The sequence below is a fragment of the Jannaschia marina genome (assembly GCF_013404595.1).
Classification (GTDB): Bacteria; Pseudomonadota; Alphaproteobacteria; order Rhodobacterales; family Rhodobacteraceae; genus Jannaschia; species Jannaschia marina.
On the sequence record NZ_JABVAX010000017.1, the window covers coordinates 1 to 20,392 of the forward strand.

General features: G+C 67.7%; 23 protein-coding genes and 1 tRNA gene. 14 read left to right on the forward strand and 10 right to left on the reverse strand.

Features of this window, described 5'->3' with window-relative positions; translation table 11 throughout:
- Positions 1 to 440: 440 nt before the first annotated feature.
- Positions 441 to 516, reverse strand: a tRNA-Thr gene (locus HSX43_RS17410).
- Between the two features lie 94 nt (positions 517 to 610).
- On the opposite strand from HSX43_RS17410, the gene HSX43_RS17415 reads away from it, so the two are divergent.
- Positions 611 to 1,501, forward strand: a complete 891-nt coding sequence (locus tag HSX43_RS17415; protein WP_179381416.1) for a hypothetical protein — start codon at positions 611 to 613, stop codon at positions 1,499 to 1,501.
- Positions 1,502 to 1,512: 11 nt separating this feature from the next.
- Here HSX43_RS17415 and HSX43_RS17420 read toward each other — a convergent pair whose 3' ends face one another.
- A complete protein-coding gene (locus HSX43_RS17420) occupies positions 1,513 to 1,788 on the reverse strand; it encodes a DUF2312 domain-containing protein (protein WP_179381417.1) in 276 nt (91 codons plus the stop codon).
- 78 nt (positions 1,789 to 1,866) lie between these two features.
- Here HSX43_RS17420 and HSX43_RS17425 point away from each other — a divergent pair, with 78 nt between their 5' ends.
- Positions 1,867 to 2,082: a hypothetical protein gene (locus tag HSX43_RS17425; RefSeq protein WP_179381418.1), complete on the forward strand. Its 216-nt coding sequence runs from the start codon at positions 1,867 to 1,869 to the stop codon at positions 2,080 to 2,082.
- Between the two features lie 203 nt (positions 2,083 to 2,285).
- Positions 2,286 to 2,765, forward strand: a complete 480-nt coding sequence (locus HSX43_RS17430) for a fasciclin domain-containing protein (protein WP_179381419.1) — start codon at positions 2,286 to 2,288, stop codon at positions 2,763 to 2,765.
- 19 nt (positions 2,766 to 2,784) lie between these two features.
- Here the strand turns inward: HSX43_RS17430 and HSX43_RS17435 are convergent, their stop codons facing one another.
- Entirely contained in the window at positions 2,785 to 3,834 is a 1,050-nt protein-coding gene (locus tag HSX43_RS17435) for an ABC transporter ATP-binding protein (RefSeq protein ID WP_179381420.1), read from the reverse strand.
- A gap of 90 nt (positions 3,835 to 3,924) precedes the next feature.
- Between HSX43_RS17435 and HSX43_RS17440 the strand changes: the two genes are divergently transcribed.
- Entirely contained in the window at positions 3,925 to 4,920 is a 996-nt protein-coding gene (locus HSX43_RS17440) for an ester cyclase (protein WP_179381421.1), read from the forward strand.
- A 1-nt stretch (position 4,921) separates the two neighbouring features.
- On the opposite strand, the gene HSX43_RS17445 is transcribed toward HSX43_RS17440, so the two are convergent.
- A complete protein-coding gene (locus HSX43_RS17445) occupies positions 4,922 to 5,920 on the reverse strand; it encodes a phosphotransferase family protein (RefSeq protein ID WP_179381422.1) in 999 nt (332 codons plus the stop codon).
- 57 nt (positions 5,921 to 5,977) lie between these two features.
- Here HSX43_RS17445 and HSX43_RS17450 point away from each other — a divergent pair, with 57 nt between their 5' ends.
- The 3 genes from HSX43_RS17450 to HSX43_RS17460 all read left to right on the forward strand — a co-directional run bounded on the left by HSX43_RS17450 (position 5,978) and on the right by HSX43_RS17460 (position 8,087).
- Positions 5,978 to 7,216 carry an acyl-CoA dehydrogenase family protein gene (locus HSX43_RS17450; protein ID WP_179381423.1) on the forward strand — a complete coding sequence of 413 codons (1,239 nt, stop codon included), beginning with the start codon at positions 5,978 to 5,980 and terminating at the stop codon, positions 7,214 to 7,216.
- 66 nt (positions 7,217 to 7,282) lie between these two features.
- Complete coding sequence (locus HSX43_RS17455) at positions 7,283 to 7,501, forward strand: hypervirulence associated TUDOR domain-containing protein (protein ID WP_179381424.1); 219 nt, start codon at positions 7,283 to 7,285, stop codon at positions 7,499 to 7,501.
- A gap of 25 nt (positions 7,502 to 7,526) precedes the next feature.
- Positions 7,527 to 8,087: a VOC family protein gene (locus HSX43_RS17460; protein ID WP_179381425.1), complete on the forward strand. Its 561-nt coding sequence runs from the start codon at positions 7,527 to 7,529 to the stop codon at positions 8,085 to 8,087.
- Positions 8,088 to 8,099: 12 nt separating this feature from the next.
- Here HSX43_RS17460 and HSX43_RS17465 read toward each other — a convergent pair whose 3' ends face one another.
- Together HSX43_RS17465 and HSX43_RS17470 are read right to left on the reverse strand one after the other, a co-directional pair.
- Positions 8,100 to 10,388 carry an NADP-dependent malic enzyme gene (locus HSX43_RS17465; RefSeq protein ID WP_179381426.1) on the reverse strand — a complete coding sequence of 763 codons (2,289 nt, stop codon included), beginning with the start codon at positions 10,386 to 10,388 and terminating at the stop codon, positions 8,100 to 8,102.
- A 94-nt stretch (positions 10,389 to 10,482) separates the two neighbouring features.
- A complete protein-coding gene (locus HSX43_RS17470) occupies positions 10,483 to 11,016 on the reverse strand; it encodes a hypothetical protein (RefSeq protein WP_179381427.1) in 534 nt (177 codons plus the stop codon).
- Positions 11,017 to 11,114: 98 nt separating this feature from the next.
- Between HSX43_RS17470 and HSX43_RS17475 the strand changes: the two genes are divergently transcribed.
- Complete coding sequence (locus HSX43_RS17475) at positions 11,115 to 12,089, forward strand: DMT family transporter (protein WP_328795493.1); 975 nt, start codon at positions 11,115 to 11,117, stop codon at positions 12,087 to 12,089.
- Between the two features lie 119 nt (positions 12,090 to 12,208).
- Complete coding sequence (gene hisD, locus HSX43_RS17480) at positions 12,209 to 13,528, forward strand: histidinol dehydrogenase (RefSeq protein WP_179381428.1); 1,320 nt, start codon at positions 12,209 to 12,211, stop codon at positions 13,526 to 13,528.
- Between the two features lie 48 nt (positions 13,529 to 13,576).
- On the opposite strand, the gene HSX43_RS17485 is transcribed toward hisD, so the two are convergent.
- Together HSX43_RS17485 and HSX43_RS17490 are read right to left on the reverse strand one after the other, a co-directional pair.
- Positions 13,577 to 14,218, reverse strand: coding sequence for an NUDIX hydrolase (locus HSX43_RS17485; protein ID WP_179381429.1), 642 nt, complete (start codon positions 14,216 to 14,218; stop codon positions 13,577 to 13,579).
- On the reverse strand, positions 14,215 to 14,652 hold the full coding sequence (locus HSX43_RS17490) for a DUF983 domain-containing protein (protein ID WP_179381430.1): 438 nt from the start codon (positions 14,650 to 14,652) through the stop codon (positions 14,215 to 14,217). The genes HSX43_RS17485 and HSX43_RS17490 overlap by 4 nt, the downstream gene beginning before the upstream one ends.
- Before the next feature lie 173 nt (positions 14,653 to 14,825).
- Between HSX43_RS17490 and HSX43_RS17495 the strand changes: the two genes are divergently transcribed.
- The 4 genes from HSX43_RS17495 to HSX43_RS17510 are packed head-to-tail and all read left to right on the forward strand — an operon-like array spanning position 14,826 to position 16,682.
- Positions 14,826 to 15,284 (forward strand): EF-hand domain-containing protein, encoded by a 459-nt coding sequence (locus tag HSX43_RS17495; protein ID WP_179381431.1) that lies wholly within the window; start codon positions 14,826 to 14,828, stop codon positions 15,282 to 15,284.
- 54 nt (positions 15,285 to 15,338) lie between these two features.
- Positions 15,339 to 15,911 (forward strand): sigma-70 family RNA polymerase sigma factor, encoded by a 573-nt coding sequence (locus tag HSX43_RS17500; protein ID WP_179381432.1) that lies wholly within the window; start codon positions 15,339 to 15,341, stop codon positions 15,909 to 15,911.
- Entirely contained in the window at positions 15,904 to 16,227 is a 324-nt protein-coding gene (locus tag HSX43_RS17505) for a hypothetical protein (RefSeq protein WP_179381433.1), read from the forward strand. Before HSX43_RS17500 ends, HSX43_RS17505 begins: the two co-directional genes overlap by 8 nt.
- On the forward strand, positions 16,224 to 16,682 hold the full coding sequence (locus tag HSX43_RS17510; protein ID WP_179381434.1) for a periplasmic heavy metal sensor: 459 nt from the start codon (positions 16,224 to 16,226) through the stop codon (positions 16,680 to 16,682). The genes HSX43_RS17505 and HSX43_RS17510 overlap by 4 nt, the downstream gene beginning before the upstream one ends.
- A gap of 6 nt (positions 16,683 to 16,688) precedes the next feature.
- Here the strand turns inward: HSX43_RS17510 and HSX43_RS17515 are convergent, their stop codons facing one another.
- Positions 16,689 to 18,095 carry a diguanylate cyclase gene (locus HSX43_RS17515; RefSeq protein ID WP_179381435.1) on the reverse strand — a complete coding sequence of 469 codons (1,407 nt, stop codon included), beginning with the start codon at positions 18,093 to 18,095 and terminating at the stop codon, positions 16,689 to 16,691.
- A 109-nt stretch (positions 18,096 to 18,204) separates the two neighbouring features.
- On the opposite strand from HSX43_RS17515, the gene HSX43_RS17520 reads away from it, so the two are divergent.
- Complete coding sequence (locus HSX43_RS17520; protein ID WP_179381436.1) at positions 18,205 to 18,480, forward strand: DUF3572 domain-containing protein; 276 nt, start codon at positions 18,205 to 18,207, stop codon at positions 18,478 to 18,480.
- A 7-nt stretch (positions 18,481 to 18,487) separates the two neighbouring features.
- Here HSX43_RS17520 and HSX43_RS17525 read toward each other — a convergent pair whose 3' ends face one another.
- Positions 18,488 to 20,320 (reverse strand): extracellular solute-binding protein, encoded by a 1,833-nt coding sequence (locus HSX43_RS17525; RefSeq protein ID WP_179381437.1) that lies wholly within the window; start codon positions 20,318 to 20,320, stop codon positions 18,488 to 18,490.
- Positions 20,321 to 20,392 lie beyond the last annotated feature (72 nt).

The window sequence follows — 20,392 nt, forward strand, 5'->3', positions numbered from 1 at the left end:
GACGGACAACCACCGGACGTGGTCTACCGCGCCGGCACGACGATCATGCAACCCGACCAGGAGGCCCAGAGAGTAGCTTAGAAAACGCCAGATCCTGTCCAAGGATCGGGGAGCACCTCAGTAGACATAATTTTATCGTCCTAGGTGGCGCGTGAAAATAGAGGGGAGCACCTGCCACCTGCGGAGCCCACGCCTCATTCGACCGCTTGCGCGGAAGAATTGGTCATGTCTGGAACTCCGTTGATAGCGAACGCGATTCCGCGTCCGTGGGGCATAGGTAGGCTTCCGAGGCCGGGTAGTCAAGAATTTCTTTTTGTAACAGTGGCTTGGCTGTTTAAACGTCGAGCGCAACATTCCCGCGATGTTGCAAAGTTGTTGCAAAATCTGAGGGGCGATGGATCGCCGCCCGACTATTTATCCAACGATTTCATGATGTTATATGGTGCCCCCACACGGACTCGAACCGCGGACCTACTGATTACAAATCAGTTGCTCTACCAGCTGAGCTATAGGGGCACGTCGCGTGCCATAACCGTCGCCGCGCGCCCAGACAAGGGGCGGCGTGGCCCGGCTTTGGCGTTTGCCTGTCCCGCTGGCCGCGGCTAGGCTGGTGCAAAAGACCAGAGGGGCCGGGCCGGTGCAGATCGCTATACATCTGGGTGCACATTGCACCGACGAAGATCTGATCCTTCGGACGCTCGGCGAAAACACATCCCTCCTGACGCAGCATTCCGTTGCCGTGCCGCCGGGCGGCAAGGCCCGACCGGCAATCCGCAAGGCGCTGCAGGGCGAAGCGGCACTGCTGCCGGGCGCGGCGAACCCGCTTCTGCAGGAGCTTCTGACCGATCAGGATGCGGATCGCGTCGTACTGAGCTACGAAGGATTTCTCGGTGTCTATGCCAAGGTGCTGAACGGCACCGGCATGTATGCCGAGGTGGGCCGCCGCGCCGAGATGTTGCGCGATGTCTTTCCCGGTCACGAGGTCCGGTTCTATCTTGCGCTGCGCAATCCGGCCACGTTCATCCCCGCCCTTTTCGAAGCTTCCTCGGCCACCGAATTCCCGGCCTTCATCGCGGGGCAGGATCTCGCGTCGATGCTCTGGTCCGGGCCTGTCTCGCGGATCCGAGAAGCCTGTCCCGACGTGCCCCTGACGCTTTGGTGCAACGAGGATCTGCCGCTCCTGTGGCCCGATGTCCTGGGCGCGATCGCGGGTATCGACGTCGACCTCGAAGGCGAGGACGCCGTCTTGCGCCAAGTGATGACACGGGAGGGTTACAAGCGTTTCACGTCCTACCTGCGCGACAATCCCACGCGCAGCCGCGCGACATGGCGCAAGGTCGTCACCGCCTTTCTCGGGAAATACGCGGATGAAAAGGCCGTCGCGCCCGAGATCACGCTGCCGGGCTGGACCGAGGAGATGATCGTGACGCTCTCCAGCCTCTACGAGCACGACGTCGCCGCGATCCGCGCCCGCGTCGACGTCACCTTCCTCGCGCCCTGAGGTGCGGCGGATCAGCTCATGCCGAGCGCTTCCTTGTACATGTCGAGGATCGCCTCTTCCTCGGCTATGTCGTCAGGCTCCCGCCGGCGGAGTGCGATCAGCTTGCGCATGACCTTGGTGTCGTAGCCGCGGCCCTTGGCCTCGGCCATGACCTCCTTGACCTGCTCGGCGATGTCCTTCTTCTCCTGTTCGAGACGCTCGACACGCTCGATGAACTGCCGCAGCTCGTCCGCCGTCACGCGGTAGCTGTCCGCGGGTCCGTCCTCGACCACCTTGAGATCTACCATTCTTCCCTGCTCCTCTTGTCGGCTTTGCCGGTCTTCGCTACCGCCGGCGGCAGGGTGATGCAATCGGGAGGCCCGGGAATGGCGGCATTGGTTTGGATCGGCGCGAGCCTGACGGCGCTAGGCCTCGCGGGGCTCGTATGGTGCATCGTCGTCGCGGCGCGCGCCCGGGCGTCGGGGCTCGAAGGAGCGGAGATGGAGGCCCGACTTCGCCGGCTCGTGGCGCGCAACCTCGGGGCGCTGGCGGTTTCGGCGATCGGCCTGATGTGCGTTGTCCTGGGCGTTCTGCTGGGCTAGCCGACGCACCGGCGGGGATCCGCGCAACACATTGTCGTAACTTGAAGATCGACGCGACCTTGGCTTGGCGTGTCCGCCTCCGAATTCAAGGTGCCGGACCCGCGCGATAGTGCCGCAGTACGGGCTTTTCCCACTGCCGCTCCTCCCTATCTGCCGCTCATCGGTCCACGCGGCCGAACTGCAATGCAAATGGGAGACATCACATGATCCGCAGAACCTTCATCGCCCTCGCCGCGACGACAGCTATCGCGATGCCCGCCTTCGCCGAAGACGCGAAGGACATCGTCGATACCGCCGCCGAAGCCGGTAGCTTCACGACGCTCCTCGCCGCGGCCGAAGCCGCCGGTCTCGTTGAGACGCTCAAGGGCGAGGGTCCGCTCACGGTCTTCGCTCCGACCGACGACGCCTTCGCAGCCCTGCCCGAGGGCACGGTCGAAAGCCTGCTCGAGCCCGAGAACCAGGAGCAGCTGGTGAACATCCTGACCTATCACGTCGTTCCGGGCGCGGTGATGTCTGGCGATCTCTCCGACGGGCTTGAGGCGACGGCCGTGAACGAGGGCACGCTGACGATCGGCACCGAGGGCGGCGTGACCGTCAACGGCGCGAACGTGACGACGGCCGACATCGAGGCCTCGAACGGCGTGATCCACGTCATCGACGCGGTGCTTCTGCCCGAGGGCTGAGCGACGCAGGGCGGGCGGGTCAGCCGATCCGCTCGCCCGTCTTCGCATCGAAGAGATGACAGATCGAGGCGGGAACGTTCGCCGAGAACGCCGCCTTGATCTCGGTGCGGAAATCCTTCGGGGCCTTCACCGCGACGAGCGCGCCCCCGGCCCGCACCGTCACCATCGTCGAGTCGCCCAGAAGCTCCATAGAGTAGACTGGAGCCGAAACCTCGCCCCTGCCCTCCTCGGCCACGGTCGCATCTTCCGCGCGGAAGCCGCAGATCACCGATCCCTTCACGCCGTCGAAGCCGGGAATCTCGGCACCGTTCGCATGGAAGGTGCCGTCGACGACCTCCCCCTCCATCAGGTTCATGGCCGGACTGCCGATGAAACCCGCGACGAAGGTGTTGGCCGGGCGGTCGTAGATCTCGGTCGGGGTTCCGACCTGCTGGACGACCCCCTGTTTCATCACGACGACGCGGTCGGCGAGCGTCATCGCCTCGATCTGGTCGTGGGTCACGTAGATCGTCGTGACCTTGAGTTCATGGCTGAGGTTCTTGATCTGCGCGCGGGTCGAGACGCGCAGCTTCGCATCGAGGTTCGAGAGCGGCTCGTCCATCAGGAAGACCTTGGGCGTGCGCACGATTGCGCGGGCCAGCGCCACGCGCTGCCGCTGCCCGCCCGAGAGCGCGGCGGGCTTGCGGTGCAGGAAATCGTCGAGTTCCACCATCGCGCTCGCCCGGCGCACGCGCTCGTCGTGTTCCCCCTCGGGCACCTTGCGCACCTTCAGGGGGAAGCGGATGTTCTCGTAGACATTCATGTTCGGATAGAGGCCGTAGGACTGGAACACCATGGCGACGTCCCGGTCCTTCGGGTCGAGGTCGTTCACGCGCGTCTCGCCGATGACGATGTCGCCGTCCGTGGGGTCTTCGAGACCCGCGATCATGCGCATCGTCGTCGTCTTGCCGCACCCCGAGGGTCCGAGCAGCACGAGGAACTCCCGATCCGCGATGTCGAGATCGAATTCCTGCACACCGACGAAATCGCCCCAGCGTTTGGTGACGCCCTTGAGTTGAATTCCCGCCATGGTCGAACCTCGATCACTGTCTCCCGATCACCCTAGACAGCCGCGCCCCTCTGCGGCAAGCGTTTTGCAAGCGTATGCAAGGAGACGACCATGCCCTTCGACACCGCCGCCTCCAGAACGGGCGCCCTGCACGTTCTCGAGGCCTTCGCCGCCGGAGACGACAGCCGCATCCTGCCGGATGCGCCGGTCGACGCGCCCGCGCCCTTCGGGGCGATGGACGGTGCGGGCTATGGCGAGCTTATGGCCGCGCTGCGACGGGCGCTCCCCGATCTGGAGCGACGCGACGAGATCCTCCTTGCCGGTCCGAACCGGCCCGATACCCGCTGGACGCAACATCGCGCACCGACACTCGTCGCGACGCTCGGCTCCTACATGGGCACCTTCCGCGCCCCCTTCGCCGACATTCCGCCGACGCAGGGCTTGGTCACGCTCACCTACGGCGAGGCCCACCACATCGAAGACGGTCGCATCCAAGCGTCCTGGCTGCTGTGGGACATCGCGGGACTGATGCGTCAGGCCGGATGCTGGCCCATGGGACCATCCCTCGGGGTGCCCGGTCACTGGCCCGCCCCCCGAGGCGGCCACGGCCTGCGCCTTGCCCCGGCCGAAGACGCGGGCAGCCTCGACCGCGTGCTGGCGATGCACGACGCGCTTCACCTCTTCGACGGCGAAAACATCGACTCGATGCCGATGGAGGCCTGGGCGCAGGACTTCATGTACTACGCAGCCGGCAACATCGGGGCCTGCCGCGGCCTCGACGGCTTCCGCGCGCATCATCAGATCCCGTTTCTGCGCGCCTTTCCGGACCGCAAGGGTGCCGGCCATTTCGTGCGCCTTTCGGATGGCCCCTTCGCGGTGACGGGGGGCGACGTGCTCTGCCCGCACACCGGCGCGGACTACTTCGGCATCCCAGCCACGGGTCGGGATCTGCGATTCCGGGTGATGGACTTCTACCGCTTCGACGAAACCGGCCGCATCGCCGAGAACTGGCTGCCGAACGACACGATCGGCCTGATGGCGCAGATGGGCGTCGACGTCATGGCGCGGATGCGTCACCTGACCGGTCAGCCGCGCCGGCAGTTGTAGCCTAGTCGCGAAGCCTTTGCCCGAGGGCAATCAGCTCGGGCACGAGCGCCCCGTAGGCGCGGCCCTGCTGGGGGTTCGACGCGTTGCCCGCCGCCGCCCGCGCCCCGACGCCCGCAAGGATCGCCGCGAGGCGATAGGCCGAAAGCACCATCCACGCCGACCAGTCGGTCACCGCGATGCCGCTCGCCGCCGACCATCGCGCGACGTAGGCAGCCTCCTCCGGCAGGCCCAGTGCGCCCCGGTCCAGACCGCCGAGACCGCGCAGCGGGCCGCCATGGGGCAGATGCCACTGCATGCATTGATAGGCGATGTCGGCCATCGGATGGCCGAGCGTCGACAGCTCCCAGTCAAGGAGGCCGATCACCCGCGGCTCCTCGGGGTGGAAGATCATGTTGTCGAGCCGAAAATCTCCATGCACGAGCGCCGGCGGGGCCGGGTCGACCGCCTGACCTGCAAGCCAATCGCCAAGATCCAACATGCCGGGGTCGGGCGTCTCCACGCTGGCTGCATATTGCCGTGTCCAGAGCGAAACCTGCCGCGCGAAGAATCCCTCGGCCCGCCCGTAGTCGGCCAGACCGACGGTCACCGGATCGACGCGAGCGAGCGCCGACAGCACGTCGTTCATCGCGGCATAGATCGCCGCGCGGCCCTCGACCTCCGGCAGGGCCGGATCCCAGAAGATGCGCCCGGCGAGGTGCTCCATGACGTAGAAGTCGCGCCCGAGCGGGTTCGCCCCGTCCGCCAGCAGGATCATCCGGGGCACCGGCACCGCGCTTTCCGCGAGCGCCGCCATCACGCGATACTCCCGGTCGACCATGTGCGCCTTCGGCAGCAGCGGCCCCGGCGGCTTCGCGCGCAGGACGAGTGGCCCGGCATCGGTGTCAAGCGCCCAGGTGGGGTTCGACTGCCCGGTTCCGAACCGGCGCGCCCCGGTGATACGGGGGCGGCCCGGCAGGCGCGGGCCGAGCCAATCGGCGAGATCGGGGGGCAATCCATCCATGGTGGCAGGGTTGCGCGCCCGTCGCGCGCTGGCAAGAGTGGCGCGAGGGAGGACGCCATGGATATCGGACTGAGCGAGAGAGGCCACACGCTGCGGGATGCGGTCGCTGCGATGGTGCGCGAGGAGATCGCCCCCCGCGACGCCGAGTTCCATGCCGAAACGGGGCGCGGCGACGACCGCTGGCAGCACACGGCGCGTCAGACGGAAATCCTTGAAACCCTCAAGCAGATCGCTCGCGCCCGTGGCCTCTGGAACCTGTGGCAGACCCATCTACCTGGTGGGCCCGGCATCACAACGGTCGACTACGCCTGGATTGCCGAGGAGATGGGCCGATCGTGGCTCGCGCCCGAGGTCTTCAACTGCAACGCGCCCGACACCGGCAACATGGAGGTCTTCGCCCGCTACGGCACCGAGGCGATGAAGTCGCGCTGGCTTGCGCCCCTCATGGCCGGGGAAATCCGCTCCGCCTACCTGATGACCGAGCCGAAGGTCGCCTCCTCCGATGCGACGAACATCGCGCTCCGCTGCCACCGCGATGGCGACGACTGGGTTCTCAACGGCGAGAAGTGGTGGGCCACGGGCGCTGGCGATCCGCGCTGCGCCGTCCATATCGTCATGTGCCGCACCGCCGACGACGGGCCGCGCCACGCGCAGCACTCCATGGTGGTGGTGCCGAGCGACACGCTGGGCGTTGAAATCCTGCGGGGGATGCAGGTCTTCGGCGACGACGAGGCCCCGCACGGACACATGCACATCCGATATACGAACGTGCGCGTTCCGCTCGACGCGATGCTGCTCGGCGAAGGCCGGGGCTTCGAGATCGCGCAGGGACGGCTCGGGCCGGGGCGCATCCACCATTGCATGCGCGCGGTCGGCATGGCTGAGAAGTGCCTCGACCTGATGATCGCGCGCGGGGCGGACCGGCGGGCCTTCGGGCAGGACATCAAGGACCTCGGCGGCAACCCCGACCGCATCGCCGAGGCGCGCATCAAGATCGACGCCGCGCGCCTGATGTGTCTGCGCGCGGCCGCCGAGATGGACGCCGCCGAGGCCGAGACGGGCGACATGAAACGCGCCGCGCCCTTCATCAGCCAGGCCAAGGTCTTCGTGCCTCTCGCCGCGCTCGAGGTCTGCGACGCGGCGATCCAGATGCACGGCGCGACCGGCGTGAGCCAGGATACCGATCTCGCCCGCACCTACGCTCACCTGCGCACCCTGCGGCTCGTCGACGGGCCCGACGCCGTCCACCTGCGCAGCGTCACCCGCGCCGAGCTTCGCGCCCGCGGCCTGCGCTGACGCTGCGGAACACCGGGCCCCCTCGCGCGTTCGAATGACAGGAAACCTGCATCAGGAGTGTTCAAGATGGCCAAGACCTACAACGTCGGCGACAAGGTGAAATGGGAGTGGGGCAACGGCACCGCCGAAGGCACCGTCGAGAAGACCTACACTCAGAAGATCACCCGCAAGCTCGGCGGCAGCGAGGTAACCCGCGACGGTTCGGACGACGACCCCGCGCTCTATATCGAGCAGGAGGACGGCGACGGCGTCTTGAAGCTCTCGTCGGAAGTGCGCGCGGCCTGAAAGGCAGCCGGGAAGGACCGACCGGATGGAAAAGCTCCCGACACAGGGCCTGCACCACATCACGCTGATGGGGGCCGACCGCCAGACCTCCATCGAGTTCTGGGAAGGCGTTCTCGGGATGCCCTTCCTCTTCGAGCAGCCAAACCTCGACGACCCCGAGCAGGGGCATCTCTACTTCGATCCGGGCGACGGCCGGCTCATTACGATCTTCACGAACGAGGCCCGCAGCCCCGATCCGGCGCGCACCCCGACCGATGCGGGCTGCGTCCACCACATCGCCTTCGCGGTCAGTCAGGCCACCTACAGCCAGCTCGTCGCCCGACTCGATTCACGTGGCATCGACCACTCGGGCGAGAAGGATCGAGGCTTCATGAACTCGATCTACTTCCAGGATCCGCTGGGGATGCTCATCGAACTCGCGTCGTACAAATTCGTGCCTCCAGAGGGCGCGACGCACGCCGACGTTCTCCACGAAGCACACCTGGTCCGCGTGGCCGCGGGAGACGACGCCATCGCCGACCCGCATATCGCGGACGCCATCGCGCGTCTGAGCCGACGCCGGCACCGCAGCCTGTCGGACGGCTGATCTTCCGCGTGGTTACCCGTAGTGCGTCACCGGCGTCCCGGCGAGCGCCGAGATGTTCAGAAGACCCCGCGCCGTAATCGACGGTGTGACGATGTGGGCCTTGTTCCCCATCCCCATCAGGATCGGACCGACCTCTAGCCCCCCGGCCCGGGCCTTCAGGATGTTGCGCGTGGCCCCGGCGGCATCGGTCGAGGCGAAGACGAGCACATTCGCGGGCCCGTTCATCCGGCAGTCGGCCAGGAAGCGGGCGCGCAACTCGGGGTCGAGCGCCGCGTCGACGTTCATCTCGCCCTCGTACTGGAAGTCGAGCGCCATCGCGTCGAGCCGCGCCATGGCGGCCCGCATGCATTGCCCGGAGGCCGAGTCGAGGTTCCCGAACTGCGACCCCGAGCAGAGCGCGATCCGCGGCTCCACTCCGAAGCGGCGCACATGGCGGGCGCAGGCGATCACCGTCTCGGCGATCTGATCGGGCGTCGGCTGCGCGTGGACATGGGTATCGGCGATGAAGAGCGGGCCGTCCTCCAGGATCATCAGGCTGAGCGCACCGACGGGGTGCAGCCCGCCCTGCCCCAGCACGTCGGTCACGTAGCGCAGATGCCAGAGGAACTGCCCGAAGGTGCCGCATATGAGCGAGTCCGCCTCGCCCCGGTGCACCATGACCGCCCCGATCGCCGTGGTGTTCGTCCGCATGACGGCGCGCGCCAGATCGGTGGCGACGCCCCGGCGGGCCATCAGCGCATGATACGTCTCCCAATAGTCGCGATAGCGCGGGTCGCTCTCGGGGTTCACCACTTCGAAGTCGCGGTCGACGACGAGGGCAAGGCCTGCACGTTCGATCCGGGTGTCGATGACGTCGGGGCGACCGATGAGGATCGGAATGTCGGTCGTCTCCTCGATCATTGCGTGCGCGGCCCTGAGAACCCGTTCGTCCTCCCCCTCGGCGAAGACGATGCGCCGCTGTGCCTGCGCGGCGGCGGCGAAGACGGGACGCATGATCATCGAGGATTTGAAGACGCTGGCGTCGAGATTGGCCTTGTAGGCCTTCATGTCGTCGATGGGTCGGGTGGCGACGCCCGACTCCATGGCGGCCTCGGCCACGGCACTCGCGACGACGCCCATGAGCCGCGGATCGAAAGGCTTCGGGATCAGGTAATCGGCCCCGAAGGTCAGTTGCTCCCCCTGATAGGCGGCGGCCGCCTCGGCCGACGTCGTGGCACGGGCGAGCGCGGCGATGCCCTCGACACAGCCCACCTTCATCGCCTCGTTGATCTCCGTCGCGCCGACGTCGAGCGCGCCGCGAAAGATGAACGGGAAGCAAAGGACGTTGTTCACCTGGTTCGGGTGGTCGCTGCGCCCCGTCGCGATCACAGCGTCGGGCGCGGTCGACTTGGCGAGGTCGTAGACGATCTCGGGGTTCGGGTTCGCGAGCGCGAAGATGATCGGTTTCGCGGACATCCTGGCCACCATCTCGGGCTTGAGGACACCCGGTCCCGACAGCCCGAGGAACAGATCCGCCCCCTCGATCACGTCATCCAGCGTTCGCGGACCGCCCGACTGGGCGAAGGCCGCCTTCTCCTCTGTCATATCCTCGGTCCGGCCCTCGTGGACGAGGCCGGCGAGATCGCAGAGAAAGACGTTCTCCCGCTTCACGCCAAGCGTGACGAGCATGTTGAGGCAGGCGATCCCGGCCGCGCCGCCGCCGGTCGAGACGACCTTGATGTCGCCCCAGTCACGCCCGGTCAGTCGCAACGCATTCAGCGCGGCAGCCCCGACGACGATCGCCGTGCCGTGCTGATCGTCGTGGAAGACGGGGATGTTCATCCGTTCCCGGCAGAGACGTTCGACGACGAAGCAGTCAGGAGCCTTGATGTCCTCGAGGTTGATCGCACCGAAGGTCGGCTCCAGCGCGCAGACGATGTCGGCGAGCCGCCGGGGGTCGCTCTCGTTCACCTCGATATCGAAGCAGTCGATGCCGGCGAACTTCTTGAAGAGCACCGCCTTGCCCTCCATCACCGGCTTGGAGGCGAGCGCGCCGATGTTGCCCAGACCGAGGACGGCCGTGCCGTTCGATACGACGGCGACGAGGTTGCCACGCGCGGTGTAGTCGCGCGCCGTCTCGGGGTTCTCGTGGATCGCGGTGGAGGCATCGGCGACGCCCGGCGAATAGGCCCGCGCGAGGTCGCGACCATTGGCGAGCGGCTTCGTCGCGCGGATTTCGAGCTTCCCGGGTTTCGGATGCTGATGGTAGTGCAACGCTGCCTGGCGCTGTGCGGCCTGGCTGTCGTCGGTCGGGTCGGTCATCGCGGAATCCTCGGTCTGGCTCGCGATTTGTTTAACGTTAAACCAAACTCCTCGGCCAGCCTGAATTTCCGCAACGGCACCCGTGTGACCCGCCTCAGATCGTGTCGAGGCCCCGGCGCAGATCCGGCGGAATCCGCTCGTGCAGCGGCGTGACGAGGCGGCGGCTCTCGGCGATGCAGAGCAAGATCTGGTTACGCGTCAACGCGGCCCCCTGGATCTGCCGGTAGTCGCGGGGCTCCGTCACGTAGAGCCCGACCGACGCGATGACCTCGGCGTCCGTCAGCGCGAAGGATTCGCCGAGATACCAGGCCATGACCTCGGCCTCGGTCAGCGGCAGCAGCGCCGCATGATCCGCCGCCCAGCCGTCGGGACAGAAGGCATCGTCGAAGCCGGCCTCGACCACGGCGCGCCGCAGCGCCGCCTCCGTCTCGAGAACGGGCGGCAGGGTCGCCTGAGCCACGGTCACCCCGAGCGCGAGTCCGAGCCCGCCGAGGCCGACCATCATGCAGAGCGTCTCGGCCCGGCTGGCGCGGCGCGACAGGGGCGACCTGCCAAGCGACAGGACAAGCGGAGGAGTCCTCCGCTTGAGTGTTTCGAAAAGCTTCACCGGCAGGTCGGCAAGGGGCATTGAGGCAGAACTCCGGTCGGATTGCGTCGGATATAAAGCAGATTTGCGGCCAGATTTTGTCGAATTGACCGCGTATTCGCGCGAAAGTCGAGACAATGATGGAAATCGGCGCAGATCGTTCGCAGGCGCGCGCGGGATTTCAACTGGCGCGCTCCGAGGCGACCGTGCCAGATGCGGCCATGTCGCTCTGGGTCCTCGCCACGCTCTTCGCCGCCTCCGTACAATCGTTCCGGTTCCTGCTGCAGAAGCGGCTGGCAGTCTCCGGGCTGAGCGCGGCGGCCGCGACCTTCGCACGCTTCGTCTATGCGCCGGTCGCGATCGGGGCGGGGCTCGCACTCTATGCCGGGGTCTCCGGCGCGCCGCTTCCGTCCGTCGGACCGGGTTTCTGGAGCTACGCGCTCGCCGGTGGCATCTGCCAGATCCTGGCGACGATGTGCGTCGTCGCGCTTTTTGCCTACCGCAACTTCGCCGTCGGCATCGCCTTCTCGAAGATCACCGTCCTGATGACCGTCGCGACCGGCTTCCTGATCCTCGGAGAGACGGTGACCTGGCTCGATCTTGTCGCAATGGGCGTCGGCCTCGTCGGCGTGCTGATGCTCTCCGTGCCGGCCTCCGGCGGCTGGCAGGTGCTCAACCGCGGCGCGCTGCTGGGGCTCGGCTCGGGCGTCTTCTTCTCGGTCTCGGCGGTAGGTTACCGCGGTGCCTCGCTCCTCGTGGAGAGTGACGCACCCGTGCTGCGGGCCGCGGTGACGCTTGGCCTCGTCACCCTCGCGCAGGCGGCGATGCTGGGGAGCTGGCTGGCCTGGCGCGACCGCGCGGGCCTCATTGCCGTCTTCACGCGCTGGCGGGCGACGACGCTCGTGGGGCTGACCTCCATGGCCGGCTCGCTCGGCTGGTTTACCGCCTACACGCTCCAGACCGCCGCCTACGTCAATGCCGTCGGGCAGGTGGAACTGGTGCTTTCCATGGGCATCTCCTGGCTCGTGCTTGGCGAGCGGTTCACCCGGCGCGAACTCGCCGCCATCGCTCTCGTCACGGCGAGCGTCCTCGCGCTGATCCTGATGCGTGCCTGAGGCGGCTGGCCGAAGGCCCTTGTGCGGGCGCTTGAATCGCGACAAGTTGAATACGTATGCAAGCCACAGCCGGCACCCGCCCGGATCTGCGGCCACCGACCCTTCAGGGAGGCCCGACCATGACCATCGACTACCTCAAGCGCGGCAAACCCGAGACCGAACGCGCCGAAGACGACGCCAAGACCGCCGCGATCGTGGCCGACACGCTCCGCGACATCGAGGCGCGGGGCGACGCGGCCGTGCGCGAGCTTGCGGTCAAGTTCGACGGCTTCGAGCGCGAGAGCTACCGTCTGAGCCCCGAGGAGATCGAGGCGATCATCGCCAAGGTGTCTCCCGAGGACATGGACGACATCCGCTTCGCCCAGGCCCAGGTGAAGGCCTTCGCGCAGGTCCAGCGCGACTCCATGCGGGACGTCGAGGTCGAAACGATGCCGGGCGTCATCCTCGGCCACAAGAACATCCCGGTGCAATCCGTCGGCTGCTACGTGCCCGGCGGCAAGTTTCCCATGGTGGCCTCGGCCCATATGTCGGTGGCGACCGCCGCCGTCGCCGGTGTGCCGCGCATCGTCGCCTGCACGCCGCCCTTCAAGGGTGAGCCGAACCCCGCCGTGATCGCCGCCATGCACCTCGGCGGCGCGCATGAGATCTACGTCCTCGGCGGCATCCAGGCCGTGGGTGCCATGGCCATCGGGACCGAGAGCATCGACCCCGTGCACCTGCTCGTGGGCCCAGGCAACGCCTTCGTCGCCGAAGCCAAGCGGCAGCTCTTCGGACGCGTGGGCATCGACCTTTTCGCCGGGCCGACGGAGACCATGGTGATCGCCGACGACACTGTCGACGCGGAGCTCTGTGCGACCGACCTGCTCGGGCAGGCGGAACACGGCTACAATTCGCCCGCCGTGCTGGTGACGAACTCGCGCAAGCTCGCGGAAGGCACGCTCTCGGAGATCGACCGCCTGCTCGAAATCCTGCCGACGGCCGACACCGCATCCGTCAGCTGGCGCGACTACGGTGAGGTGATCCTTTGCGACACCTACGAGGAGATGCTGGAGGTCGCCGACGAGATCGCCTCCGAGCACGTACAGGTGATGACCGACCGCGACGACTGGTTCCTCGAGAAGATGACCTGCTACGGGGCGCTCTTCCTCGGGCCGCGCACGAATGTCGCCAACGGCGACAAGGTGATCGGCACGAACCACACGCTGCCAACGAAGAAGGCGGGGCGCTATACGGGCGGGCTCTGGGTCGGGAAGTTCCTGAAGACCCATTCGTATCAGAAGGTCACCACCGACGAAGCCGCCGCCGAGATCGGGGCCTATGGCTCACGCCTCTGCCTGCTCGAAGGTTTCGCCGGCCACGCCGAGCAATGCAACGTCCGTGTCCGCCGCTATGGCAAGGTCAACGTGCCCTACGCCGGAGCCGCCCGCCTGACCGGCTGAGCGAGGCGGCGCGTCATCGTCAGGCTCGACCCGACGATCTCCCGCCCCTCAGAGCCGCAGAAAGGTGGAGGTGTCCCCGGAATTGTCGAAGAACGGCGTCCCCGGCGCGTCGGTGCCCTCAAGGATCGCCGCCGTCTCGGCCAGGACGACTTCGGTGATGAAGGGCATGTCCAGCCCCCGCGCGGCCTCGAGCGGCACCCATTGCAGGTGGCTCAACTCGTCCTCGGCGCGGGTGAAATCATCCGGGTCGGTCAGGAGCGCCGTCGCGGGCGCAAGGAAGAAGCGGGCGTCGAACCGACGGGGCCGGCCGGGCGGCGTGATCGCGCGAAACACGAACCGCAGATCGCGCGGATCGGGCAGCAGACCCGAGAAGCCGGGCCAGTCACAGCCCGCCCCCGGGGCCGCGATGATCTGTCCGGTTTCCTCGGCCAGCTCGCGCAGGGCAGCCGCGACGAGCGCCTGCGGCGGGACGTCGCTGTCGCGGGCGAGCGCATCGCGCAGGGTACCGGGCAACGGACGGGCCAAGGGCACTTCGCCATCGTCCGGATCGACCGCGCCACCCGGGAAAACGAACTTGCTCGGCATGAAGACCGCCCCGGCCCCCCGCTGTCCCATCAGCACCGAAGCCCCGCCGGGCGTCTCACGGTAGAGGACGACCGTCGCCGCGGGCCGGATGGGCTGCTCCGTCACCGACTGACGTCCGACGGCGCGTCCCCCTGGCCGAAGCCGCCCATCCGCGTGGCCCACTGGATCGCCACGAGCATCCCCTTCAGACGCGGCAGGAACCACAGCGACATCGCGGTCGCCGCCACCATGAAGATCGCCATGAAGGTATAGGGATCGGGCTCGTAGGCGACAAAGAACCAGAGCATCGCCGGCCCGATGATGTGCCCCACCACCAGCAGCGTCAGGTAGGGCGGTCCGTCATCGGCGCGGTGGTGATGCAGCGCCTGCTCGCAGACCGGGCAGCTGTCACGGACCTTGAGGTAGCCTTTGAGCATAGGCCCCGTCCCGCAGTTCGGACAGCGCCGCCGCCAACCGCGCACCATGGCCGGCCAGATCGGGCGTTCGGCCTGAACCTCTTCGGTCGGCGTCGGGGCGGTCTCGGCGAGGGCGTCGGTCATGGCGGTATCCTTTTGCGCCTGTCCTACGCCCGCTGCGCCGCATCGGGAAGGGAGCAGAGGGTCGCTGCGGCGGGATGTCGCTTTTCTTACCCGGTGCGCGACGGAACGGCGGCCGGCCGTCGTGAAAGAGGGGAGCGCAGGGCAAAGGGCCCGCGCAGACGAAGGAGACGAAGATGAAGAAGATCACCTACCTCGGCCTCGCGATCCTGGCCGGCCTTTCGCTCGGCACGCTGGCCGAAGCGCGGGAGCCCGGCGGGGCACGGCCGGCCTTCAACGAGGTCGACGCGAACGGTGACGGTGCCGTGACCGAGGAGGAACTTCGTGCCCACCGCGAGGCCCGCGGGACCGAGCGGTTCGACATGGTTGACACTAACGGCGACGGCCGGCTCTCGGCGGCCGAGTTGCAGGCCGCCCGGAGCGGGCGGGTCGAGGCGCGGGCCGCGCGGATGATCGAGCGTCTCGACGCCGACGGCAACGGCCAGCTGAGCCAGGCCGAGCTGCGCGAGGGAGCCGGCAATCGCGGCCCGCGGGGCCGTGCCGGAAATCGGTTCGAGCGTGCGGACACCGACGGCAACGGCAGCCTCAGCTTGGAAGAATGGGACGCGATCGGCGAGCGCCGCGCGCGCGACTGAGCCCCGCCCGGCCGGGCGGTTTGCGCTGCCCGGCCGAGACTGCCAAGGAAGTGCATGACCGACGACGCAGATCAGACAGACGCGGCCCTGCTGGCCCGCGCCCGGGCCGGAGACGGGCCGGCCGCCGCGGTTCTCGTCGATCGGCTCGGGCCGCGCCTGCTGGCCTTCGTCCAGCGCATGACCGGCGGCGACAGGGCACTGGCCGAAGACATCGTGCAGGAGGCCTTCCTGCGGCTCTGGGGGCGCGCCAGGGAGTGGGAAGTGGACGGCGCGGCGCAGGTCTCGACCTGGCTCGGCCGGGTCGCGGCGAACCTCGCCATCGACGCGCACCGGCGGAACAGGCGGACGACGGCCCTGTCGGACGGCTGGGACGCCGAGGACACCACGCCTGGAGTCGAGGCCCGGATGATCCGTGCGGAACGGCTTTCCGCACTCGACGCGGCCCTTCGGGCGCTTTCGGAACGGCAACGCCAGGCCGTGGTCCTGCGCCACATCGAAGGCTACTCGAACCCCGACATTGCCGCCATGATGGACTGCGGCGTCGAGGCGGTGGAAAGCCTGACGGCGCGCGGCAAACGCCGTCTGGCGGCCCTCATGCGCGGAGCGGAAGGAGAGCGACATGAATGACGACGATCTCGATCGGCTGCTGCGGGCGGCGCGGGACGACGAGGCCCCGCTCGGGGACGGCCTGCGCGCGCGCCTGCTCGACGATGCGACCCGCGCAACGACCGCACGACCGTCCGCGCGAAGATCGCCGTGGTCGTGGATCGGTGGGGCCCTCGGCGTGCCCACGGCCGCCGTGCTTGGGCTCTGGCTGGGGCTGGCGCAGGCGGATGTGGTGCTGAGCTACGTTCCGCTGACCGACGGCACGCTTGCCGCGACCGAGACGGAACTGCTCGACGGTGTCTTCGGCACGGTCTGGATGGAGGGAGATACGGGATGACGCGCGGATGGATCAAGGTGGCGCTCGTCGTCTCGGTGGCGCTCAACGTCGCGGTCGCGGCGGCGGTGGCCGGGGCGCTCCTGTCGGGAGAACCGGACCGGCGGCAGGGATCGGCGGGACGTCATGGCGGCGGGCCACCCGAGATCGCGACGCTTGCGCGCGGGCTCGACCGGTCCGACCGCCGAGCCCTGTTCCGGGCCCTGCGGCAAGATCCTGTACTTGCCGAGGCGCGGCCCCGCATCCTCGCACAGCGCGCCGAGGTCGCCGGCACGCTGCGGGCGGACCCTTTCGACCCCGAAGCCTTCGAGGCGGCTCTCGGGGCGCAACGCAGGCTGCAGGCGGAACTGGCCGATCGCGGGCTCGTCGTCCTGACCGGGATCATCGCCGATCTGTCGGCCGCCGACCGCGCCACCCTCGCCGACCGGATGACGGCCTTGCGCGGCCCGGGCCGCTGAGGCCCGTCAGGTCTCGATGAGATGGATCCGGTTGCGCCCGCCGTCCTTGGCGGCATAGAGCGCGCGGTCGACCCGGGTGAGCGCGTCGGTCGCCGCCACGTCCGCGGGTTGCAGCAGCCCCGCACCAAGCGAGATCGTGACGCGCAGCTCCGTGCCGTCGGGCAGCGGGATCACCATATTCTCGATCTCGCTGCGCAGCCGTTCGGCCACGAGCCGCACGTTCGGCAGGTCCGTATCGGGAAGGACGGCGAGAAACTCCTCCCCGCCGATGCGGGCGACGACATCCTCTGAACGCAGACCGAGTTTCAGCGCCTGCCCCACCCGGGCGAGGGCCGCATCGCCGGCAGCATGGCCATAGGTGTCGTTGACGCGCTTGAAGTGGTCGATGTCCATCAGGATGAGACCGGCACGGATACCCTGCACCCGGCAGCGGGTCGCGACCAGGTCGAGTTGATGCAGGCCGTAGTGCCGGTTGTGCAGCCCCGTCAGCGAGTCGAACATCGCCATCTTGAGCCCGGATTCGAGCGTGTCGCGCATCCGGTCGGCCCGGCGCTTGCGTGCAAGCTGCGTGCGGATGCGCATGGCGATCTCGTCGGCGGAGAACGGGTGGTAGCTGACGTCCGCCGCGCCGAGGTCGAGAGCCGTGGCCGCGCGCTCGCTATCGCCCTTGGGCAGCAGGACGATGAAGGCCGCGTGTCGCGTCGCCGGACGCGAGCGCAACTCCGACATGAGCCTCAAACCGTCGTTGCGGGCAGCGAGGTCGGCGTCGACGAGGAAGAGATCGGGCGCGCGATCCTCCGAGACGGCGAGGGCGACGTCGCGCCCCATGATCTTGACCGCCTCGCGGAACATCGGGCGCAGGCGATCCCTTTGAACCGGCAGCCAGGTCGCCCCGGGGCCGCCGATGAGGGCGATGCGCCCCGTGCTCGTGGCCGGGGTCGCGTCGTAACCGGTCTGCCGGCCCGCTTCGCAGAGACCCGGCATTGCTGCACGGGCCATTTCCAGCATGTCGCCGCCCCGGGCGTGGAACTCCTGCTCTTCCCCCCGCGTGCGCAGAAGCGAGCGGACTCGGGCCAGCAGCGCCAGCTCGTCCACCGGTTTCGACAGGAAGTCGTCCGCCCCGGCGGAGAGGCCGTCCATCCGCGATTCCACGTCGTCTGAGGCGGTGACCAGAATGACGGGAATGGTGGCGATCGCCGGCGTCTCGCGCAGGCGGCGGCAGGTCTCGGCCCCACTCATGCCGGGCATCATCATGTCCATGATGATGATGTCGATTCCCCCGGCGAGCGCGATCTCGATCGCTTCCTCACCGCTTGCGGCCAACACGACGTCGTAGCGGGCCGCCGCAAGCTTGACCTTCATCACGATGCGATTGGTGGCGACGTCATCGACAATAAGGATGCGGCCGGTCATTCAAAGGTACTCGCGGAGTTCGGATTGGAGCTTTTGTCGTACATCTTTAGAGACGATTAAAGTTAACAAAAGGTTTCCTTTGGTTGTTTCTACGTAAAGGCAAGCACACGTGACACCGGAGAATGCAGAAGTGGTCGCCCTGGGGGCGCTCGGCTGGCTCGCCGAGGCCGATCTGCTCGACACGTTCCAGACGACCACCGGCGCGGACCGCGAGACGATCCGGCGGGCGGCGGGCGACGCGGAGTTTCTGGCCGCCGTGCTCGACTTCGTCATGCTCGATGACGACTGGGTTCAGGCCGTCTGCACGGCCCAGTCCCTGCCCTATCCGCAATTCCTCGCGGCCCGCGCGGCCCTGCCCGGAGGCGATATGCCGCACTGGACCTGATCCTGCGCTATTCCTCGACCCACCAGACATCCGGCTGGAACCCGATCCAGTCGCCGTAGATCGGCAGGCGGTCGGCCGGGTACTTGAGGTCGGCACGATGGGCGATCCAGCTGACGGGGTTGTGCCAGATCGGCACGACATAGCGGCCCGCCGTCAGTACACGATCGAGCGCGCGCACCGCAGCGACGTAGTCGTCCTGGCTCCCGGCCGACAGCATCGCCTCGATCATCGCCGCGATCGCCGGGTCGGAGGCTCCCATGAGGTTGCGCGTCCCCGGCGTCTCGACGCCCGCCGGCCCCCAATAGCCCAGCTGCTCGTTGCCCGGGCTGAGCGTCAGGCCCCACTGGTACCAGATCATATCGAAGTCATAGGCCGCGCGGCGGTCGTTGAACTGCGCGCTGTCGACCGAGGCGACGGAGACGGAGATGCCGAGCCGCTTGAGCGCCTCCACGTAGATGTCGACGATCGAGGCCACCTCCGAGGAGCCCTGCGGCACGAGGATCTCGAAGGAGACCGGGCCATCGGGGCCCGTCAGCCGTCCGCCGTCGACGGTATAGCCGGCCTCCTGCAGCAGGCGGGTCGCCTGGCGCAGGCCGCGCCGGTTGCCGGCCGATCCGTCGGTGGACGGCAGCTCGTAGCCCTCGATCGTGCCCGGGAGGAGGTCCGCCGCCATCGGTGCAAGCAGCTCCTCCACCCGACCCGTCGCGGCCCCCGGCTCCATCCCGAGGGGCGAGTTCGAGAAGTAGGAGGTGATCCGCGGCTGTTCGCCCGCGTTGATGACGCCGTTGGTGTAGTCGAAGTTGAACGCCTGTATCATGGCTTCGCGCACCCGCCAGTCGGCGAAGAACGGCTTTCGGGTGTTCATGACGAGACCCGTCATCCCGCTCGGACGCTGGTGCGGCACCTCCGAGAGCACGATGTCGCCGGAGCGCACGGCGGGGAAATCGTAGTCCCGCGCCCAGCGGGCAGCGTTGGTCTCGCGCATGGTCGACAACTCGCCGCCCTTGAACGCCTCGAAATGCGCCGTCGCATCGGCGAAGAACTCCATGCGGATCGTTCCGACGTTGTTCGTGCCCCGCCGGAACGGAAGGTCCGCACCCCAGTAGTCCTCGTCGAGCGTCAGCTCGACATAGCGACCCGCCTCGACGTCAGTGACGACGTAGGGCGCGCTGGAGATCGGCAGGTTGCCGAGGCCCGAGCGGAAAAACGCCGATGGATCGTCGGCATACTGCGCCGCCTTCATGATCGGGCGCAGACCGATGCTCATCAGAAGCTCCCGATCCGGGCTGTCGATGGTGAAGCGAACGCGCCCCTCACCCAGATCCTCGACCGCTTCAACCTTGGAGAACGCGCTGCGATAGCGCCCGTTCGCACCCTCCTCGCCCAGAATGTTCCAGGACCAGATGACGTCCTCTACCGTCACCGGCGTGCCGTCCGAGAACCGCGCCGCCGGGTTCAGCGTAAAGGTGATCTCCGTTTGCGCCTCGTTCACTTCGACGGTCTCGGCCAGAAGCCCGTAGAGCGTGAACGGCTCGTCATAGGCGCGCCCGAGAAGGCTCTCGTAGGCGAGGAAGCGCAACTGCCAGGGGACCCGGCCCTGACCGATGTGGGGATTGAGGCTGTCGAAGCTGCCGACCTGCCCATCGGAGAAGATGCCACCCTTCGGCGCATCGGGATTTGCCTGCGGCAGATGGGTGTAGTCGGGGGGCAGCGCGGGCTCGCCGTAGAGGGCGATGCCATGTCCATCGGCAAACGCCGGGCGCGCGAATCCCAGGACCGCCAGAGTTGCAAGCGTTGCAAATTTGCGAAGCCCGATTCTTCGGAAACACTGACCTGCCATTGTCTTGTCCTTCGGTAACAGCCTGTTGAATTTGAGGTTTATCCGAAACGCATCCGGCCTTCAGGCAAAACT

Excerpts from the sequence above, each read along its gene's own strand:
- HSX43_RS17455 (WP_179381424.1), top strand. The coding sequence starts at position 7,283 with ATGGCCAAGACCTACAACGTCGGCGACAAGGTGAAATGGGAGTGGGGC.
- HSX43_RS17505 (WP_179381433.1), top strand. The coding sequence starts at position 15,904 with ATGAATGACGACGATCTCGATCGGCTGCTGCGGGCGGCGCGGGACGAC.
- HSX43_RS17440 (WP_179381421.1), top strand. The coding sequence starts at position 3,925 with ATGCCCTTCGACACCGCCGCCTCCAGAACGGGCGCCCTGCACGTTCTC.
- HSX43_RS17475 (WP_328795493.1), top strand. The coding sequence starts at position 11,115 with ATGGAAATCGGCGCAGATCGTTCGCAGGCGCGCGCGGGATTTCAACTG.
- HSX43_RS17435 (WP_179381420.1), bottom strand. The coding sequence starts at position 3,834 with ATGGCGGGAATTCAACTCAAGGGCGTCACCAAACGCTGGGGCGATTTC.
- HSX43_RS17490 (WP_179381430.1), bottom strand. The coding sequence starts at position 14,652 with ATGACCGACGCCCTCGCCGAGACCGCCCCGACGCCGACCGAAGAGGTT.
- HSX43_RS17500 (WP_179381432.1), top strand. The coding sequence starts at position 15,339 with ATGACCGACGACGCAGATCAGACAGACGCGGCCCTGCTGGCCCGCGCC.
- HSX43_RS17495 (WP_179381431.1), top strand. The coding sequence starts at position 14,826 with ATGAAGAAGATCACCTACCTCGGCCTCGCGATCCTGGCCGGCCTTTCG.
- HSX43_RS17445 (WP_179381422.1), bottom strand. The coding sequence starts at position 5,920 with ATGGATGGATTGCCCCCCGATCTCGCCGATTGGCTCGGCCCGCGCCTG.
- HSX43_RS17470 (WP_179381427.1), bottom strand. The coding sequence starts at position 11,016 with ATGCCCCTTGCCGACCTGCCGGTGAAGCTTTTCGAAACACTCAAGCGG.
- HSX43_RS17450 (WP_179381423.1), top strand. The coding sequence starts at position 5,978 with ATGGATATCGGACTGAGCGAGAGAGGCCACACGCTGCGGGATGCGGTC.
- hisD (WP_179381428.1), top strand. The coding sequence starts at position 12,209 with ATGACCATCGACTACCTCAAGCGCGGCAAACCCGAGACCGAACGCGCC.
- HSX43_RS17465 (WP_179381426.1), bottom strand. The coding sequence starts at position 10,388 with ATGACCGACCCGACCGACGACAGCCAGGCCGCACAGCGCCAGGCAGCG.
- HSX43_RS17460 (WP_179381425.1), top strand. The coding sequence starts at position 7,527 with ATGGAAAAGCTCCCGACACAGGGCCTGCACCACATCACGCTGATGGGG.
- HSX43_RS17515 (WP_179381435.1), bottom strand. The coding sequence starts at position 18,095 with ATGACCGGCCGCATCCTTATTGTCGATGACGTCGCCACCAATCGCATC.
- HSX43_RS17525 (WP_179381437.1), bottom strand. The coding sequence starts at position 20,320 with ATGGCAGGTCAGTGTTTCCGAAGAATCGGGCTTCGCAAATTTGCAACG.
- HSX43_RS17510 (WP_179381434.1), top strand. The coding sequence starts at position 16,224 with ATGACGCGCGGATGGATCAAGGTGGCGCTCGTCGTCTCGGTGGCGCTC.
- HSX43_RS17420 (WP_179381417.1), bottom strand. The coding sequence starts at position 1,788 with ATGGTAGATCTCAAGGTGGTCGAGGACGGACCCGCGGACAGCTACCGC.
- HSX43_RS17425 (WP_179381418.1), top strand. The coding sequence starts at position 1,867 with ATGGCGGCATTGGTTTGGATCGGCGCGAGCCTGACGGCGCTAGGCCTC.
- HSX43_RS17430 (WP_179381419.1), top strand. The coding sequence starts at position 2,286 with ATGATCCGCAGAACCTTCATCGCCCTCGCCGCGACGACAGCTATCGCG.